Below are 16507 nucleotides of genomic sequence, written 5' to 3' on the forward strand. Positions count from 1 at the left end.
CCGTCCGGTGAGCGGCACGGATTGCCGCATGTCGGGCTGTCCGGGTCCGCTGAGGCCGCGAGTTGCCGCATCTCGTGCGCCGACCACGAGTTGCGGCATGCTGCGCGACGAGGCCGATGCAGCGCCTCAGGCTGAGCGGCCGGCGCTGCACAGGCCAGAACGGTAGGCGGATCAAGCATATTGGGTGATCCGCTGTTCACCTTCTCCCAGGCGATGCTCTACCGCGCCGCCCGGCATCTGAACCGGCTCGGCATGGACGTTGCGGTGATCGGAATACCTACCTGCTGAACGTGGTGGCCGGGTCGTCGTCGTCGGCCGGGCCGGGCACACTTCCGCCACTGACGGTCGGCGTGTTCCCAGCGACCTCACAGCGGCGGCCGATACCGTGCGCCGGTCAGCGTCCGCTCCTATAGGGAGTACGGGCACCAGACCCCGCGGGAGTACCGATGGTCTTTAAGAAGATGTTGAGCGCGCTCGGCGTGGGCGGTCCGAGTGTGGACACCGTCCTGGCCAACCCGAACACCCGACCTGGCGAGACCCTCAACGGCCAGGTGCACCTGGTGGGCGGGGAAGCCCAGGCGGACATCGAGCAGATCGTCATCGGGCTGGTCACCCGGGTCGAGGTCGGTGAGCAGGCCGGCGTGATGGAGTTCCACCGGCAGGTGGTCGGCGGCCGGCTCCAGCTCGCCCCGAAGCAGGCGCTGTCCATTCCGTTCCAGCTTCCGGTGCCGTGGGAGACCCCGGTCACCGCGGTGTACGGGCAGCGTCTGCACGGCATGACGATGGGGCTGCGTACCGAGTTGGCGATCGCCCGCGCGGTCGACAAGGGTGACCTGGACGAGATCAATGTGCACCCGCTGCCGGTGCAGGAGCGGATCCTGGAGGCGTTCGGCCAGCTCGGTTTCCGGTTCAAGAAGGCGGACCTCGAGCGCGGCATGATCCGCGGCGTGCAGCAGACGCTGCCGTTCTACCAGGAGATCGAGTTCTTCGCGGCGCCGCAGTATGCGCAGGTCATCAACGAGGTCGAGTTGACCTTCGTGACCAACCCGCACGGCGTCGACGTGGTGCTGGAGTGTGACAAGCGGGGTGGCTTCCTCGTACCCGGACAGGACGTTTTCGGCCGCTACCAGGTCGGGCACGCCGAGGCCGACAAGCACGACTGGACGCAGGTGGTCGACGGCTGGCTGCGTGAGACGATCGACCGCTTCAGCACGCTGCGCGCCCAGGCGTTCGGCGCTCCGCAGGGTTACGGTGCCCCGCACGGTTATGGTGCCCCGCACGGTTATGGCGCTCCGCAGGCGTACGGCCCGCCGCAGCGGCGGGGTGGTCCCGGCATCGGTGGTGTGGTGGCGGGTGCGGCGCTCGGCGCTGCGGGCGGCATGCTCGCCGGCCACATGATCAGCAACGCGTTCGAAGGCGGCGAGGAGGAGGTCGCCGAGGCGGCCGGTGACTTCGGCGGTGACTTCGGCGGCGGTGACTTCGGCGGCGGTGACTTCGGGGGCGGTGACTTCGGGGGTTTCGAGGAGTTCTAGATCGTCGGGAACGCTCACGGTGGCCCTCCGGGACGAACCCGGAGGGCCACCGTGTTACGCGCGGGCTAGGTCAGCGTCCGCGCTGCCGGCGCTCCTGGCTGGAACGTCGCGCGCTGCCGGCCTTGGACAAACCACGGCTACCCAGGTAACCAAGGGTCAGCAGGGTGATGAAGAGCCACGCCTGGCCCGGGTTGTTGATGTTCAGGCCGTTCGCGGTCGTACCCTTCCAGAAGGCGGAGATCACCAGGAGGGTGACGGCGGCCGCGTAGATCCAGAACTCCGTGGTCAGGAAGGCCTGCTTGGTCTCCGTACCCGGCGCCTGCATCGGCTCCCGATGCCCGTCGTGCATCATCGGCATCGGCTGGGTCGGTGTCTCCTGCATGGCCTGCCGCTGCTGTACGTCCGGAGCCGGACGGTTCATCGGCCTGGTGGATGCAGCCTGCGTGCTCATCTGTCCTCCTCAGGATGTGATGAGTCGTAACCCTCGCCCCGCCACCGCGTGTCGGCCACGGCACGGTTCGCGTGCTCGGCGCGGGCACCCCGCGTCTACCCGGCGCTTCGGAAGCAGTAACCCCCGATTGGTCGACGGATCCGGAGAACGGGTCCCTGTGTGGCTGCTACCCGTACGCCGCGTCGTTGGCGGCGGATGTCCGGTTCCGCCGTGCTCGACGGTCCGGCCGTGCGGGTTTGTCCCGCTGGCCACCGGGCACGCACAACGGACCGACGCTTCTGCGAGGTGATGGATCGTGCGTGAAGACGACATGCGACAGGAAGCCGCCCGCCGGGCCGAGGAGCGGATCGCCGACGGCGTTTACGGCGAGGGCGCGGTGGACGAGGTGACCGTGCCACCGACCGATGTGGAGGCCGCCATCCAGCGCGACGACCGGGACGATCCGGCGCACGTGCCGATCGATCCCACCGTACTGCGTGACGGTGGCCCCACCCGGGGGCAGGGCGCGATCACCACGACCGGCGGTACGGCCGGGCCGGCCAGCGCCCGCCGGTTGGCCCGCCAACCCGAGCGGCACCGGGGCAAGGTGGCCCCGACCACCACGGGTGACGCCACCACCGGTGGGATGAGCACCCCTTCGGGTGGCGCCACCAGCGACCAGTCCACTCCCGCCACCCACACCGGCAACTTCGCCGACTGACCCGCTCACCCCCCTCACCCCGCTCTCCCCCCGCCGACCTCGGTTGATCATGAGGTTAGCGGCAGTCAGGGAGATCGACTTCGCCGCTAACCTCATGATCAACGCACGTTGGGTGGGGTCAGGGGGTGGGGTCAGGGGGTGGGGGTGAGGGTGGTCAGGCGTTGGGTGGCGCGGGTGAGGGCCACGTAGAGGTCGCTGGGGCCGCGCGGGGATTCGGCGACGATGCGGTCGGGATCGACCAGCACGACCGAGTCGAACTCCAGGCCCTTGGCCTCGGCGACGGTGAGCAGCACCACCCGGCTCTCCAGGTCGGGTTGCTCGCCGACGGCAGCCTCAGGCAACGCCGCGGTCAGGGCGGCGCCGAGGTCGTCCAGCCGACCAGCCGGCACGATCACGCCGAGCCGCCCGTCGGCCAGCCCGGCCGCCTCCGCCGTGGCGACCTCCACCAGCTCCGCGGCCAGCCGCTGCGCCGGCACGGTGCGCTCGGCGGGCGGGAACCCACTGGAGCGTACGGCGCGCGGCGGGCGCAACGCCGGGTCGATCTCGGTCAGTACGCCCGCAGCCACCGCCATGATCTCGGCGGGGGTGCGGTAGCTGACGGTCAGCTCGGCCAGCCGCCACCGGCTCGCCACGTACGGCGCCAACGCCTCCGACCATGACGGTGTGCCCGCCAACGCCCCGGTCTGCGCCACGTCACCGACGATGGTCATCGAACGGCTCGGGCAGCGGCGCATCAGCAGCCGCCACGCCATCGGCGACAGCTCCTGCGCCTCGTCGATGATCACGTGACCGAAGGCCCAGCTGCGGTCGGCCGCCGCGCGTTGCGCGGTGGTCAGCCGGTCCGCCTCCTCCTGCCGCTCCAGCAGCCGGTCGGCGTCGAGCAGGTCGGTCACGCCGAGGATCTCGCCGCCGTCGGCCTCGTCCTCCACGTCGATCGACCGGGAACCCCGGGCGATCTCTAGGACGCCCTCGGCGTACTCCCGTTGCAGGGCGCGGATCCGTTCCCGGCGGGCGGCGGCGGCCCGGTCGTCCTCACCGAGCAGCTCCGCCGCCTCGTCCAGCAGGGGTACGTCCGCCGGGGTCCAGCCGCCCGGTTCGCGGTGTAACGCGGCCCGCTCGTCGGCGGTCAACATCGGCGCGGCGGTGGCGATCCGCTCGGTCGAGGCGAACAGGTCGGCGAGGAGGCGCTGCGGGGTGAGTACCGGCCACAGTTCGTCCAGCGCGGCCCGGACCTCCGGCTCCTCGCGCAGTTCGCGGCGGATCTCCGCGAGGTCGGCCTCGTCCAGCAGGTTCTCCCCGCCCAGCGGATCGGCACCGATCCGCTCCGCCACCTGGGCGGCCAGCGCATGGATGATCTCGATGTCGAACACGGCGCGGGCCAGGTTGTGCGGCCGACCGCTGCGGCGGGCCCGCTCCCGGGCCGCGTGCACGGTGGCCGGGTCGAGGAGCAGGATCTCCCGCTGCGGCAGCTCGATCTCCAACGGCTCGTCGGGCACCCGCTGTCGGTCGCGTACCGCGTTGGTGAGCACCTCCACCATCGCCGCGCGTCCCTTGACGGCGGCCGTGGTGGCCGGCTCCGCGCGCCGGGCGTTGACGCCGGGGAAAAGATCGGCCTGGGTACGCAGCAGCACGCCGGTCTCGGCCAGCGCGGGCAGCACCTGCGAGATGTAGCGCAGGAAGGTGGCGTTCGGGCCGACCAGCAGCACACCGCGGCTGGAGAGCTCCCGGCGGTGGGTGTAGAGCAGGTACGCCGCCCGGTGCAGCGCCACGGCGGTCTTGCCGGTACCCGGGCCACCCTGCACCACCAGCACCCCGGGCAGGTCGGCTCGGATGATCCGGTCCTGTTCGGTCTGGATCGTCTCGACGATGTCGCGCATCCGGCCGGTGCGGCTGGCGTTCAGCGCGGCCAGCAGCGAGGCCTCCCCGGTGAGTTCCTCGTGGGCGGTGGGGGAGGCGGTGGTCAGGTCGAGCACCTCGTCGTTGACGGCGATCACCTTGCGCTGCCGGGTACGCAGGTGGCGGCGTCGCCGGACGCCCTGCGGGTTGGCTGCGGTGGCCAGGTAGAAGGCGCGGGCGGCCGGGGCACGCCAGTCCATCAGCAGCGGGTCGTAGTCACCGTCGGTGTCGAAGATGCCGATCCGGCCGATGTAGCGGCGCTCGCCGTCGTCGGTGTCCAGCCGGCCGAAACACAGGCCGTTCTCCACCGCGGAGAACTGTTCGACCTGGTCGGCGTACATGCGCACCGAGCTGTCGCGTTGGGAGCGGTCCTGCAGTGTGCCGCCGGTCGTCCGCAGCTGTTCGGTCAGCCGTCGGGACGCCTGCTCGCGAAGGTCGTCCAGGCGCTGGTAGAGCATCGAGACGTACTCCTGCTCGCGGCCGATCTCGTCGTCGGACGGCGAACCGCCGGAGTGCCTTGACAATCCGTCTCCCATATGATTAGAGTTTGGGGTAGGAGCGGCCCATTTCGGCCGTTCTTCTTCTTTATGCCTGAACTGCCAAAGATACCGCGCGGCAATCGGCGCGACCAAGCACGGCCGGCTCCCGCCGGGCCGTGCTCAGCGACGCTTCGTGCAGACCTCACCGGAGCGGGCGACGGTCTCGGTCGACCAGGCGACCGCCACCGTGAAGCAGTAATCGAGTCGATGGTCGAGGCTGTAGACGACAAAGCTCTCGGTGCCGGCGGGCAGATCGGCGAAGGGGGCCGGCGGCTGACCGCTGCGGCCACCCGAGACGATCACCGGCCCCTCGCTCCCGGCCGGGTACTTCCAACTCAGCGTCACGCTGTCACGGTTGTCCTCCAGCGCGAGCCCGGTGGGCGGGGTGCCGGGCGAGGCGGGCGCCGAGTCAGGGGTGGTGGCCACCGGAGTCGGCGCGCCGCTCGCGGTGGGCGCGGAATTGCCGAGGCGGTCGACCCGCGACACTCCGGCGATGATCGCGGCGGTGCCGAGCAGCACCACGATCACGCCCGCCGCCACGATGAACAGCAGCCGGTTCGGTCGTCGGGGCGGCACCGGGACCGGGCGTACCGGCACCGGAAGCAGCCGTGACGGTGGTCCCGGCTCGGGCTCGGCGACCCGACGCAGCCGGTACACCCCGGACACCTGCGGGGTCAGGCCGGTCAGATCGCCCACCCTCGGCGGCAGCGCAGTCGACTGTTCCGGGTACGACGGCGCACCGGTGGGGTACGGATCCGGGCCGGGCTCACCGGGGTACGGGTCGAGCTCGGGTTGGTCGGCGGCGGGCCAGCCGATGTCTGCGGTGCCCGGCTGGTGCGGCGGTGGCGAGGCCCACCAGTCCTCCGGCGGCCCGGCGGGCCCGTCCACGGGTTGCCGGGGAGTGGGCACCGGCGAGGCCACGCCGGGCGAGTGACCCGTCGTCGGATGGCCCTGGCTGGGGTGGTACCCCTCGACGGGGTGCTGTTCCGCAGCGAACTCGCTCGCGTCCTCATCCGACCACCCCATCCCGCTCGTCCCGGCCGGGCCGGTCGGGTCCGGGCTCGTCTCGTGGGGGTCCGTGGCGTTCGCTTCGGCCGGGCGGGTCGTGTTCGGGGATGGCCCGGCCGGGCCGGTCATGGTGGGGTCCGAGAGCGCCGGATCGGGCCAGTGCGGTGTGGACTGGGCGTCGGATGGCGGGACACGGGCGGCTGGCACGGCCGAACCGTGCGCGCCGACCGGCGGCGTGTCGGAACAGACATGGTCCGAATTCGCCGCCGCCCGGGCCAGGGCCGCCACCTGCGTGGCCAGCGGATCGTCCGGGGCCAGGTGCTGACGGCACAACTCGCGGGCCAGGGAGAGACTGTCGTGCGCTTCGCCGAACTGTCCGCAGTCGCGCTGCATCGCGCCGAGCCGGGCGAGCATCTTGATCCCGCTCGGGTGCCCGTCGCCGTAGACCTCGCGGTGCAGCTCCCAGGCGTCCTGGAGGCGTTCGCGAGCCACCTGGCACTGGCCGCGGGCGTACTCCACGGTGGCCAGGTCGGCGTGCGCGGCGAGCACCCGCAACGACTCCGGCCCGTCCGAAGCGGTCAGCTCGATGATCACTTCCTGGTACAGCCGGGCCGCCCGGGACCAGCTGCCCACCCGGTGCAGCACCGCCGCCAAGGTGGCGGCAACGGCCACCGTACGCGGGTCGGAGCGGCCGTGCAGTTGGGTGGCGGCGGCGTACGCGTAGGCGGCCCAGGCCCGAGCCGAGTGCGGCTCGCCGAGCGCGATCAGCACCCGCGCATGCAGGCTGGCCGCCTCGGCAAGCTCAGCTGTCGCGTTGGCGGGGCGCGGATCGGCGCCGGTCAGCGCGTCGGCGAGCAGCCGTTGGGCACCGGCGAGGTCGCCGGCGGAGACCAGGTCGTGCGCCTGATCAGTCAGTTCACCGAAGCCGGAGGGCACGCCCCATCGTGCTCATCCGACGACGATATGTACAAGACCCGCGCCGGAGTGGTTCGGTCCGGATCTGGTCAGGGACGGCTCAGGTGATCGGTCAGCGCCTCGCTGATCCGGCGCAACTGGTCGACCTGGGCCGGGCTGAGCGCGTCGAACAGGTGCCGGCGTACCCCCTCGACGTGGCCGGGTGCGGCGGCGGCGAGGGTGGCGAAGCCCTCCTCGGTGAGCAGGGCGAGTTGCCCGCGCCGGTCGGTCGGGCACTCCTCGCGGCGCACCCAGCCGGCCGTCTCCAGCCGGGCCACGGCGTGCGAGAGTCGGCTGCGGGAGGAGCCGGTCAACTCGGCCAGCTCGCTCATCCGCAGTCGGCGTTCGGGCGCCTCGGAGAGGCGTACCAGGATCTCGTAGTAGGCGTGCGGCATTCCGGCGTCGCGTTGCAGCTCGCGGTCGAGCGTCTCCATCAACGTCCGGGAGGCGGCCAGGAAGGCTCGCCAGGTGCGTTGCTCGTCCGGGTTCAGCCAGCGGGTCATGACCATCATCATACCCGAATAGTTGAATGTTCAACAAAAAGGCGCTACCGTGGGTGACATGGGAATCCATCGCCTCAACCACGCAGTCCTGTACGTCACCGATCTCGACCGCAGCGTCGCGTTCTACCGCGACGTGCTGGGCTTCCGCCGGGTGCCGATGACCCCGGAAGGTTTCCGCGGCGCCGCTTTCCTCCAGGCGCCCGACTCCACCAACGACCACGACCTCGGCCTGTTCGAGATCGGCGCGCGGGCCGGCCAGTCGACCGCCGGCCGGTCCACCGTCGGCCTTTACCACCTGGCCTGGGAGGTGGACACGCTGGAGGAACTGGCCGCCACGGCCCAGCGGCTGACCGAGGCCGGCGCCCTGGTCGGCACCTCCGACCACGGCACCACGAAGAGTCTTTACGGGCGGGACCCGGACGGACTGGAGTTCGAGGTGGTCTGGCTGGTGCCGGCCGGCCAGCTCGACGAGGCCGCGCTCGCCGCCCGTACCCGGATCGGTCGCCTCGACCTGTCCGCCGAGATCCGCCGCTACGGCGCCGACACCCGCGGCGGCATCGGCATCTCCATCCCCGCCTGACAGCCCCACCCCCACCCCCACCCCCACCCCGCCCTCCATCGGGTTGATCATGAAGTTATTGCCACTGGAAAGCGTTTTCCAGTGGCAATAACTTCATGATCAACGGATGAGGGCGAGGGTGGGGGTGGGGGTGGGGTAGAACGGCGGGATGGGGAGTTTTGGTGGTGGAGTGTTCGGGCGGCGGCTGCGGGGGTGGGTGCCGGGGGTTCTGGGGCGGGCACGGCGGGGGACCGTCGCCCTGATGTGCGGCGCGGACGACGGGACTGTGGCCGAGGAGGCGCTGCGGGTGGTGGGCGAGTACGCCGACCGGCTGCGGGGCTGCCGAATCACCGTGCTGGTGCTGACCGACGACGCCGGTGACCTACCCACCCGGCTCGGTGCGCTCGAGGCCGGGCTGCCACCCGAGGTCGCGGTGCACCTGATGCCCGGCCCGCCGAGCCGGCTACCGGTGGCGCTGCGGGCGGCCGGCGCTTCCGGGGCACCGGTGCTCTCCTACCTCGCGGCGGAGGACGCTGTGGACCCGGTGGCCCTGTCCGCCGCCACGACCGGGCGACCCGCCGAGGCGCTGCTGCTCGCCGGTGCCGGCGTGGCCCTGCGGCCGGCGCTGGCCGACGCCGGGTTCCCGCTGTCGACCGAGGTGGAGCTGGCCGACACCGGCCGGCGGGTCGGCTTCGGCACCGGCTCCGACCGCAGCCTGGAGGCGGTGAAAGAGGAACTGTGGGCGGCCGGGCAACGGCTCCTCGACCCGTACGGGATGCCGCTGTCGCCCGCGCCGGAGGTGGACCCGGCGCCGTTGGCTCGTGCCCTGCTGACCGAGCTGACCTGCAACGGCCCGGGTACGGTTACCGAGCTGCGCCGGTACGCGGTCACCGCCACCGCGTACCGGGCCGTGGACGCGTTGCGGGCGCTGACCGCGCTGCTCGATGCGGGGCGGGTCAGCCGCGCACCGGAGCAGGGCCGGCTCGGCGGTGACGTGCTGGTCACGGCCGTCCCGTCAGCTGCTTGACCACCAGCGACACGCCGGTGGCGATCACCCCGATGCTGAACACCATCTGCACGGTCACCAGCACCCGGGCGAGTTGCCCCTGGGCGTGCACGTCGCCGTACCCGACTGTGGTCAGCGTGGTCACCGCGAAGTAGAGCGCGTCGATGCGGGTCTTCAGGTCGGCGAACTGCGCCGGCGCGGCCCGCGCGACGACGTAGTCAGCCAGGGCGAAGGCGAGCAGCCCGGCGACCAGGATCACGGCCAGGTGCGTCAGCGAACGGGCTTCGCCGCTGCGGCCGGCGACGAGCTGCCGGCGTACCTGACCGGTCACCAGCCAGGCGACGGCAGCTGCCATCAGCAGGGTGAGGGCGATGCGTACGCCCATCCGCGCGGCGTTGGGATCGGCCTCGAGCGGCACGACGAAGTAGGTCAGCAGGAGGAGTACGCAGGACAACCAGGCCCGGCGAAGCGCTCGCCGTTGGTCCGTATTCGGGTTCATGTCGAAATTGTCCGGTCAGGCGGCTGGCCTGACCTTTCGATCGTGCCGTTTCGAACCGGCCGGACGGGTCAGGACGCCGGGCGGGGGCATCGGCCCGGACGCCGAGCGGGACGCCGGTGAACTGAACTCCGGCGCCCCGCTCGACCTCGGGACCTCACGCCCGAGACTTGTCCTGCTTCCAGGACAGCGGGCCGGGCAGGTCGACGCGGTGCGTCTTGGCCCGCGAGTTCCAGGACCAGCGGCCGATCTTGATGCTCCAGGACGAGAAGCCGTTCTCGGTGAAGTTCAGGATGAGCGGCCCGTACTTCTTGCGCTTGCGGAACATCAGACCCATCGTGGGCCTCCCTTCATCGCGGTCCCTGCGCGATCGAAGATGCCCCCGGCGTCGATCCGCCAAACCCGGCCCCGTCCGCAGTGGACGCCGGCCGGGGCGGCAGCACGAGGCGTCGATAAGAGATCGGCAATGGCGAGGTCGGGGTCCAGGTCCTGGTGATGCTGTCCCGGCAGTGGTTGGCGGCGCAGGTTGCGGTATGTCGGGGTGTTCGGGCCGATCTTCCTAAGGTGCCCTTGCTTGCATCTTGTCGACGGCGAGTACGCGGGTGATGCTGCCGTCCGGCTCGGTGATGTCGCGTTCGGGGCGGAAGCCGATGCGGGACAGCAGCGCCAGCGACGCAGCGTTCCGCTCGGCCACCGTGGCGTACACCCGGGACAGGCAGAGCGCCGCGAAGCCGTACCGGACCAGTTCGCGGGCCAGTTCGGTGCCGAGGCCCACGCCCCACGCCGGCTTGGCCAACGCGTAGACGATCTCGTACCCGTCGACCTGGTCGGTCCGCTTGATCTCGGCGTGCCCGACGAAGCGGCCGTTGAGGCGTACCGCCCACACGTCGAACAGGTCACCGGCGTAGACCTTGCTGAACACCCGCTCGAACAGAGCGGTGGCGTCGGGGTTGGACAGCGGCCCGTCACCCATGAACCGACCCACCTCGACGTCGGTGAACAGGGCGACGAAGTCGTCCCGGTCGGCCGGTCGGTAGGGCTCCAGCAGCAGTCGGTCGGTGCGCAGGGTCGGGGTGGGCATCAGCGGGGCTCCCAGGCGTCGGGCAGAGTCGTGAGCCGCCGGACGTGAGCCGGCAACCGCCCGGTGACCAGGTCCGCCAGGCTCACCTCGTCGACGACCCGACGGAGCGAGGCGCGCACCGCGACCCAGAAGCCGGGCAGGTGCTGCGCCACTCCCTCGTACTCGGTCTCCTCCGGGCGTCGGCCCCGCACGCCGGCCAGCGGCCCCTCCACCGCGCGCAGCACCGCGCCGATGGTGACCTCCTGCGGCGGTCGCGCCAGCGCGTAGCCGCCTTCGGCGCCCCGCTGGGCCCGGATGAGCCCGGCGCGGCGCAGGTCTGCCAGCACCGCTTCGAGAAACTTGCGCGGCATGTCCTGCTCGGTGGAGATGGTCTGGGTGGACAGCAATGCCGGGTACGCGGCGGCGAGGCTGAGCGCCGCCCGCACCGCGTAGTCGCCACGAGCGGAGATCTGCACCCTGCCATGATGCCCAACCGACCCCGGCCAGGGCGTCGCCGGGATGGCACGGTCGCTCATCCCGGCCGCCGTTCACGCCCCGGCGGCCTCGGCGGGCAGGCGGGGCCGCACGACCGGGCCCGGCCCGGGATCCTCGCGAGTGGCCCGGAAGGTACCGGGACTGACGCCGACCTCGCGGGTGAAGAACCGCCCGAAGTTGGTCGGCTCGGTGAACCCGAGCCGCCGGCCGATCCGGGCGATCGGCTCGTCGGTGGCCGCCAGCAACCGGGCGGCCTGGAGCGCAACCCGCTCGTCCAGCACCTGCTTGGCGCTGCGCCCGGTCACCGACAGGCAGGCCCGGGTGAGCGTACGCACCGAGCACCCCAGCCGATCGGCGTAGTCCTCGACCCGGCGGGTGTGCTGGTAGCTGAGTTCCACCTCCCGGCAGAACCGGTGGAAAGTGGCCTCCTCCAGGCGCTCGGGGTGGCGTGCCCGGGAGGGCAGCATGCTCAGTCGCAGCAGCAGCACGGCCAGTTGGTGGCGGAGCAGGCTGCGGCCCGCCGGGCTGTCCCGGTGCCGGCGAGCGTCCACGGTCAGTTGGCTCACCTCGTTGATGACGGCGTCCTCGTCCTCGCCGGCGAGCTGGGCCCAGGCCGGCACCTTCTCGACGTTGACATCCAACCCGCACAACGCCTCGGGATGCCAGCGGATCACCGTGGCGTTCAACCGGGGCGGCGTGCAGCGCAACACCTGCCCGGCCCGCACCCGCAGCAACGTGCCGGGCCGGCAGGGTAGGGCGCGGAAATCCACCTCGGCATAGCCGTGACCGGCGGTGGCGAGCACGATCAGCTCTCGATCCACCAGCACCTGGCGTCGCCACCCAGGGTCAGGCGCCAGACTTCCCAGCGTGACCGTGTCGATCTCGACGGAACCGGAGACAGCGTCGGACAGGGCCGTGGCGAAATGACCGGAAGGGACCATCAGCTGCGACGTTAGCCCGCGACCGGGCCGGACGCATCTCCTCCCGCCCGCGCGTCCGCCCGTTTCGCGTCGTCTTTGCCCGGGCCTGGCGGGCCTGGCGGGGTTGTCGTGGTCGGGGAGGGCCGATAGGTTACCGCCCGGTAGTCATCTGGTCGCCGTGGCCCGCGAACGGTCCGTGCCGGCGGCCCTCCCGGCGGGAAACCGGCCGGCTCGCGAGGGGGATGGGCATGAACGAACTGTTCTCGGTCGACGGCAGGACCGTCCTGGTCACCGGCGGCTCACGGGGCATCGGGCTGATGATCGCCCGTGGCTTCGTCGCCGCCGGCGCCCACGTGATCATCTCGTCCCGCAGAGCGGAGGCCTGCGCCGCGGTGGCGAAGGAATTGTCCGCCCAGGGGCGCTGCGAGGCCATCCCCGCCGACCTCAGCCACGACGAGGGCGCGCGGGGCCTGGCCGCCGCCGTCCAGGACCGGGTCGACAAGCTCGACGTACTGGTCAACAACGCGGGCGCCACCTGGGGCGCGCCGCTGGAGGACTATCCGGAGAGCGCGTTCGACAAGCTGTGGGCGATCAACGTCAAGGCCGTATTCCGGCTGACCACCGCGCTGCTGCCCGCATTGCGCGCCGCCGCCGGCCCGGACGACCCGGCGCGTGTGATCAACATCGGCTCCGTCGACGGCCTGCGGGTCCCCGCCATGGAGGTGTACGCCTACTCGGCCACCAAGGCGGCCCTGCACATGATGACCCGCAACCTGGCCCACCAACTCGCCGACGAGCGGATCACGGTCAACGCGATCGCACCCGGGCCGTTCGAGAGCAAGATGATGGCGTTCGCGCTGGACGACCCGACAATTCGGGCGGGTATCGAGTCCCAGGTACCGCTGGGGCGGATCGGTCGCCCGGACGACATGGCGGGCACCGCGATCTACCTGGCGTCCCGCGCTGGCGCCTACCTGACCGGCGCGGTGATCCCGGTCGACGGCGGCCTAACCACCCACGGCTGACCCCCAACTCCCACCTCTCCCACCCCCCGGCCTCTCCCGCCCCCACCTCCACCGCGATCTTGCACTTTCTGTCCCCGCATATACGACGTAAGCCGTATATCGCCGACCAAAAGTGCATGATCGCCGTGCGGGGGTGGCGTGGGGCGGGGCGAGGCGAGTGGGGCGGGTGGGCGAGGTGTGGGGTGGGGCCGCGCGGACTCGGCAGATCCGCGTGGCCCCGGCCCGTTGGCTCGGTCAGCGCCCGGCCAGCAACCGGTTCACCGCCGTGTCGACGTCCAGATGCTCGGCCTCCCGGCCGCGCGGGACGACGACGTAGGTCCGCCGCAGGAAGCGCACCAGCACGCTGCGCGGCACCTCGAACAGGGCGTTGCCGTCGGGCGACGACAGCGCCAGGGCGACGAAGTCCCCGCGCGGTGTCGCCCAGGGCCAGACCCGCACGTCGCCGATACCGGCCGGCTCGTCGAGCCCGGTGACCAGCAGCTCACGGGCAAAGGACCAACTCACCGCCTCGCCACCGGCCGACTCGGCATGGAACAGGACATGGACCGCATACGGGTCAGCAGGGTCGTAGCGCAGACTGGCGCGCACCGGCAAGGCGGTGGCGTCAGGTGCGACGAGCCTTAGTGACGTCTCGACCTCTACGGTCGTCGGTCGGATGACACTCATGAACGTTCTCCCCCCGGCACCGCTGCGGAACGCGCGTGTCCCGCTTTTCCCATACTCAGCCGCTACTCCTGGCTACGCTCCGCCATACGCTGACTTCACCCAGTGGTGGGAAGGGGGTCGGAAAGGCCGCGTGAATGTGAAAATTCATGTAGTATTTCCGGTTCTGCCCAGTGCGTAGATCCCGCCCGGCATCGGGTGGCTCAGTCGTCGACTTACTCCGGTAACGTCCAGTCGGCCGTCGCAGTGACGGGCTCGCGTCACACTGGGGTGGAATTGGTCGGTAAGCGATCCTCAGTGGACCTCCTGGCGGCTCGGAGCCCGTCGAACGTCGCGGTCCGCGCAGCCGAACAGCGGGGGTACGGGGTGCCAAAGGAGCAGGGTGACCGGCGTGGTCGGTCCGTGGTCGAACGCGGCCCCTCCGGCGACGGTCGGACGGGTGGCAACGGGCCTGGTCACGCCAGGAATAATGGCTCCGCCGGACGGGGCGAGTCCTCCTCGGCGAGACGAACGGGTCCGGTCGGGGTGAACGGCAATGGGTTGGTCGAGATGAACGGCGGTGCCGAACGCGAGGAGACTGCTGTCGCCGTGTCCGAGCGGCGCGACCACGCGCGCTGGCGGCGGCGGATATCCACCACCCTCGCACTGATCCGGGCCAATCCCACCGGCCGGGTCGCCCTCAAGATCATAATCGGGGTGCTGGGCGCCATCGTGGTCTGCGTCGGCATCGTGCTCATCCCGCTACCCGGCCCCGGCTGGCTGATCGTGATCGCCGGCCTCGGCATCTGGGCGGTGGAGTTCCACTGGGCCAAGCGGCTACTCGGCTTCACCCGCCGCCACGTCTACGGCTGGGCCAACTGGGTGAAAAGACAGTCACTCGCCGTAAGGTTCGTGATCGGCTCGGTCGGCATCGTCTTCGTCAGCGCCGTGGCCCTGTTCTCGATCAAGCACAGCCTCGGCATCGACGTGATCGCCCGCGTGCTGCACTACCTCGCGACGCACTGACCCCGGGTTCGCGATCCGGACGCTCGATCGGGTAGAGTCATCCGCGCTGAGGGCGATTAGCTCAGCGGGAGAGCGCTTCGTTCACACCGAAGAGGTCACTGGTTCGATCCCAGTATCGCCCACCATGAATATATGCAGGTCAGAAGCTCGTTGCCGTAAGATTCGGTAACGAGCTTCTTGGCTGTTACCCCTTAAATTGGGAGCAGTTTGGGAGCAGGGTGGCGATGACGCGGCCCGGGCCTCCCAGCCCGCCATTCCGGTGGCCGACGAGCGCGCGGTCGCTGTCGAGATCTTCAGGGCAAGATCGGGTCCCGAAAGCCCGGACGGCTCGGTTCTTGGACCGATGGGCGTCGCGGAGATTCTTCTGCCCGCCATTGACCCGCAGGCACTGCCGACCTTGTCCCACATTGGAGGTCGGGACGCCACCGTCGAGTGCTCGCGGCGCCTGCCACCCGACGGCAATGACGGCAACTACCCGAGGTCTTCGAACGGGTCGACGACTTCTCTCACTGGTACGGCCATCGGCCCTTCGTCTTCCTCAACCCCGCCAAGAACGACAAGGCCTGCTCGCGGATGGAGCCGCACACGAACTCGGACACCTACTCCCGCATCACGACACCGAGCCCGGCAGCCAGATCCTGCAACGCGCGGCCACCGCGTTCGCCTCCGAGTTCCTCGCCCCCAGCACGCTCCTGGCCGACGAACTGCCACCCCGGCTCGACTTCGAACTCGAATGCCGCTGGGGCATCAGCCTCAAAGCCCTCGTCTGCCGGGGCCTGGACAACTCCACCACGGCGCCGTCGACGCCGTCGCCAGCAAGATCAAAAACAGGCGACGCGACATCGCGTAAGCGCCACCGCCGAGCAGTGCGGGATGGTCGCCAGGGCAGGTTGGCTCGCGATGGCTGGGGCGTGGTCCCTCGTGGGGTCGAGTAGGGGGCCGACATGATCCCAGATGGGATAGACAGCTACTCCAGGACGGGCCTAGCTATGGAAGGAGGTCCCTGGTGCCGTAGTTGTCCCACCACGAGGGCTGGTGCGTGGTCAGGGTTCCGGCGGTGCGGGTGAGTAGGAGCCAGTTGCCGTTCAGGACCAGCGCGGCGTCTTCGGACCGGCCGGTGAGCACGCGGGCTACGGCCGCGACCATGTCAGGTGTCGCCTTGCCTGAGGGGTCATCTTTGGGCATGTGGAAGACGAGGTTGACGTACGTGTCGGGTTCCCATTCCCATTGGGAGCCGTCGTCGTCTTCGGCGTCGAAGTAGCCGTTGCTGCCGCCGTAGACGCTGATCGTGTATCCGGAGGTGTGCTTGAGGTCCGCGCTGAGCAGCCGTGGGTAGCCCGGCAGGGTCGACTCCTCGACGCCTTCCGGGGCAGCGAGTGCGGCCACCTGCTCCAGCGGGATGTCTCCCGCCAGCGTCAATCGGTACTCGATAGCCACGCGTTGCCTGCCTTCTCAGTCTCGCCGGACGATCTGAATGATCTCACCGTGGCGGGTCACGGCCGTGAGTTCCTTGAGGTGGGAGATCGGCCCGTCGTTGAACTGCTTCTGTAGGGCGCCGACAACGCTGGCTGTCCCGCACCGGGTTTGATGGAGACATCGAAACCTGGGAGGAACACCAGCGATGCCTGCCCCGAAGAAGTACCCCGATGAGTTGCGTGAGCGTGCGACCCGGTTGGCGGTCGAGGCCCGCCGGGA

18 protein-coding genes, 1 tRNA gene and 1 pseudogene are annotated in these 16507 nt (G+C 70.6%); 8 read left to right on the forward strand and 12 right to left on the reverse strand.

Annotated features, from left to right (window positions below; translation table 11 throughout):
* The first annotated feature begins 446 nt into the window (after window positions 1-446).
* Window positions 447-1532, forward strand: a complete 1086-nt coding sequence (locus tag IEY61_RS10200; RefSeq protein WP_189042897.1) for a sporulation protein — start codon at window positions 447-449, stop codon at window positions 1530-1532.
* A 70-nt stretch (window positions 1533-1602) separates the two neighbouring features.
* Here the strand turns inward: IEY61_RS10200 and IEY61_RS10205 are convergent, their stop codons facing one another.
* Window positions 1603-1983: a hypothetical protein gene (locus IEY61_RS10205; RefSeq protein ID WP_189042899.1), complete on the reverse strand. Its 381-nt coding sequence runs from the start codon at window positions 1981-1983 to the stop codon at window positions 1603-1605.
* A 295-nt stretch (window positions 1984-2278) separates the two neighbouring features.
* Here IEY61_RS10205 and IEY61_RS10210 point away from each other — a divergent pair, with 295 nt between their 5' ends.
* Complete coding sequence (locus tag IEY61_RS10210) at window positions 2279-2683, forward strand: hypothetical protein (RefSeq protein ID WP_189042901.1); 405 nt, start codon at window positions 2279-2281, stop codon at window positions 2681-2683.
* 131 nt (window positions 2684-2814) lie between these two features.
* Here IEY61_RS10210 and IEY61_RS10215 read toward each other — a convergent pair whose 3' ends face one another.
* From IEY61_RS10215 to IEY61_RS10225, 3 genes are all read right to left on the reverse strand, one after another.
* Window positions 2815-5115 carry a HelD family protein gene (locus tag IEY61_RS10215; protein WP_189042903.1) on the reverse strand — a complete coding sequence of 767 codons (2301 nt, stop codon included), beginning with the start codon at window positions 5113-5115 and terminating at the stop codon, window positions 2815-2817.
* Window positions 5116-5238: 123 nt separating this feature from the next.
* Window positions 5239-7062, reverse strand: a complete 1824-nt coding sequence (locus tag IEY61_RS10220; RefSeq protein ID WP_189042905.1) for a tetratricopeptide repeat protein — start codon at window positions 7060-7062, stop codon at window positions 5239-5241.
* Between the two features lie 68 nt (window positions 7063-7130).
* Window positions 7131-7592, reverse strand: coding sequence for a MarR family winged helix-turn-helix transcriptional regulator (locus IEY61_RS10225; RefSeq protein ID WP_189042948.1), 462 nt, complete (start codon window positions 7590-7592; stop codon window positions 7131-7133).
* 49 nt (window positions 7593-7641) lie between these two features.
* Here IEY61_RS10225 and IEY61_RS10230 point away from each other — a divergent pair, with 49 nt between their 5' ends.
* The gene (locus tag IEY61_RS10230; RefSeq protein ID WP_189042907.1) at window positions 7642-8163 is read left to right on the forward strand and encodes a VOC family protein; all 522 of its coding nucleotides are present in this window, start codon (window positions 7642-7644) and stop codon (window positions 8161-8163) included.
* A gap of 148 nt (window positions 8164-8311) precedes the next feature.
* Entirely contained in the window at window positions 8312-9169 is an 858-nt protein-coding gene (locus IEY61_RS10235) for a hypothetical protein (protein ID WP_189042909.1), read from the forward strand.
* Here IEY61_RS10235 and IEY61_RS10240 read toward each other — a convergent pair.
* From IEY61_RS10240 to IEY61_RS10260, 5 genes are all read right to left on the reverse strand, one after another.
* Window positions 9144-9647, reverse strand: coding sequence for a potassium channel family protein (locus IEY61_RS10240; protein WP_189042911.1), 504 nt, complete (start codon window positions 9645-9647; stop codon window positions 9144-9146). The genes IEY61_RS10235 and IEY61_RS10240 overlap by 26 nt on opposite strands.
* A gap of 154 nt (window positions 9648-9801) precedes the next feature.
* Window positions 9802-9981, reverse strand: coding sequence for a DUF4236 domain-containing protein (locus IEY61_RS10245; protein WP_189042913.1), 180 nt, complete (start codon window positions 9979-9981; stop codon window positions 9802-9804).
* 222 nt (window positions 9982-10203) lie between these two features.
* Window positions 10204-10725 carry a GNAT family N-acetyltransferase gene (locus IEY61_RS10250; protein WP_189042916.1) on the reverse strand — a complete coding sequence of 174 codons (522 nt, stop codon included), beginning with the start codon at window positions 10723-10725 and terminating at the stop codon, window positions 10204-10206.
* Complete coding sequence (locus tag IEY61_RS10255) at window positions 10725-11180, reverse strand: RrF2 family transcriptional regulator (RefSeq protein ID WP_189042918.1); 456 nt, start codon at window positions 11178-11180, stop codon at window positions 10725-10727. The genes IEY61_RS10250 and IEY61_RS10255 overlap by 1 nt, the downstream gene beginning before the upstream one ends.
* Before the next feature lie 72 nt (window positions 11181-11252).
* A complete protein-coding gene (locus IEY61_RS10260; RefSeq protein WP_189042920.1) occupies window positions 11253-12140 on the reverse strand; it encodes a helix-turn-helix domain-containing protein in 888 nt (295 codons plus the stop codon).
* A gap of 227 nt (window positions 12141-12367) precedes the next feature.
* Here IEY61_RS10260 and IEY61_RS10265 point away from each other — a divergent pair, with 227 nt between their 5' ends.
* The gene (locus IEY61_RS10265; RefSeq protein WP_189042922.1) at window positions 12368-13144 is read left to right on the forward strand and encodes a glucose 1-dehydrogenase; all 777 of its coding nucleotides are present in this window, start codon (window positions 12368-12370) and stop codon (window positions 13142-13144) included.
* Between the two features lie 234 nt (window positions 13145-13378).
* On the opposite strand, the gene IEY61_RS10270 is transcribed toward IEY61_RS10265, so the two are convergent.
* Window positions 13379-13810, reverse strand: coding sequence for an SsgA family sporulation/cell division regulator (locus tag IEY61_RS10270; protein ID WP_007457244.1), 432 nt, complete (start codon window positions 13808-13810; stop codon window positions 13379-13381).
* A gap of 294 nt (window positions 13811-14104) precedes the next feature.
* Between IEY61_RS10270 and IEY61_RS32130 the strand changes: the two genes are divergently transcribed.
* From IEY61_RS32130 to IEY61_RS32135, 3 genes are all read left to right on the forward strand, one after another.
* The gene (locus tag IEY61_RS32130) at window positions 14105-14812 is read left to right on the forward strand and encodes a TIGR02611 family protein (RefSeq protein WP_373293126.1); all 708 of its coding nucleotides are present in this window, start codon (window positions 14105-14107) and stop codon (window positions 14810-14812) included.
* A 50-nt stretch (window positions 14813-14862) separates the two neighbouring features.
* Window positions 14863-14937, forward strand: a tRNA-Val gene (locus IEY61_RS10280).
* Window positions 14938-15273: 336 nt separating this feature from the next.
* Window positions 15274-15747, forward strand: coding sequence for an ImmA/IrrE family metallo-endopeptidase (locus IEY61_RS32135; RefSeq protein WP_189042926.1), 474 nt, complete (start codon window positions 15274-15276; stop codon window positions 15745-15747).
* A 52-nt stretch (window positions 15748-15799) separates the two neighbouring features.
* Here the strand turns inward: IEY61_RS32135 and IEY61_RS10290 are convergent, their stop codons facing one another.
* Both IEY61_RS10290 and IEY61_RS32350 read right to left on the reverse strand, forming a co-directional pair.
* Window positions 15800-16249 (reverse strand): SitI3 family protein, encoded by a 450-nt coding sequence (locus tag IEY61_RS10290; protein WP_189042927.1) that lies wholly within the window; start codon window positions 16247-16249, stop codon window positions 15800-15802.
* A 15-nt stretch (window positions 16250-16264) separates the two neighbouring features.
* Window positions 16265-16363 (reverse strand): annotated as a pseudogene (locus IEY61_RS32350) (CdiA C-terminal domain-containing protein); the annotation flags it as partial.
* Window positions 16364-16507 lie beyond the last annotated feature (144 nt).

Source organism: Micromonospora sonchi (assembly GCF_014646235.1).
In the GTDB taxonomy this organism is placed as follows: Bacteria; Actinomycetota; Actinomycetes; order Mycobacteriales; family Micromonosporaceae; genus Micromonospora; species Micromonospora sonchi.

Coding starts and splice junctions, on each gene's coding strand:
- IEY61_RS10205 (WP_189042899.1), bottom strand. CDS start 1,983: ATGAGCACGCAGGCTGCATCCACCAGGCCGATGAACCGTCCGGCTCCG.
- IEY61_RS10250 (WP_189042916.1), bottom strand. CDS start 10,725: ATGCCCACCCCGACCCTGCGCACCGACCGACTGCTGCTGGAGCCCTAC.
- IEY61_RS10245 (WP_189042913.1), bottom strand. CDS start 9,981: ATGGGTCTGATGTTCCGCAAGCGCAAGAAGTACGGGCCGCTCATCCTG.
- IEY61_RS10225 (WP_189042948.1), bottom strand. CDS start 7,592: ATGATGGTCATGACCCGCTGGCTGAACCCGGACGAGCAACGCACCTGG.
- IEY61_RS10240 (WP_189042911.1), bottom strand. CDS start 9,647: ATGAACCCGAATACGGACCAACGGCGAGCGCTTCGCCGGGCCTGGTTG.
- IEY61_RS10270 (WP_007457244.1), bottom strand. CDS start 13,810: ATGAGTGTCATCCGACCGACGACCGTAGAGGTCGAGACGTCACTAAGG.
- IEY61_RS10230 (WP_189042907.1), top strand. CDS start 7,642: ATGGGAATCCATCGCCTCAACCACGCAGTCCTGTACGTCACCGATCTC.
- IEY61_RS10200 (WP_189042897.1), top strand. CDS start 447: ATGGTCTTTAAGAAGATGTTGAGCGCGCTCGGCGTGGGCGGTCCGAGT.
- IEY61_RS10215 (WP_189042903.1), bottom strand. CDS start 5,115: ATGGGAGACGGATTGTCAAGGCACTCCGGCGGTTCGCCGTCCGACGAC.
- IEY61_RS10235 (WP_189042909.1), top strand. CDS start 8,312: ATGGGGAGTTTTGGTGGTGGAGTGTTCGGGCGGCGGCTGCGGGGGTGG.
- IEY61_RS32135 (WP_189042926.1), top strand. CDS start 15,274: ATGACGGCAACTACCCGAGGTCTTCGAACGGGTCGACGACTTCTCTCA.
- IEY61_RS10265 (WP_189042922.1), top strand. CDS start 12,368: ATGAACGAACTGTTCTCGGTCGACGGCAGGACCGTCCTGGTCACCGGC.
- IEY61_RS10260 (WP_189042920.1), bottom strand. CDS start 12,140: ATGGTCCCTTCCGGTCATTTCGCCACGGCCCTGTCCGACGCTGTCTCC.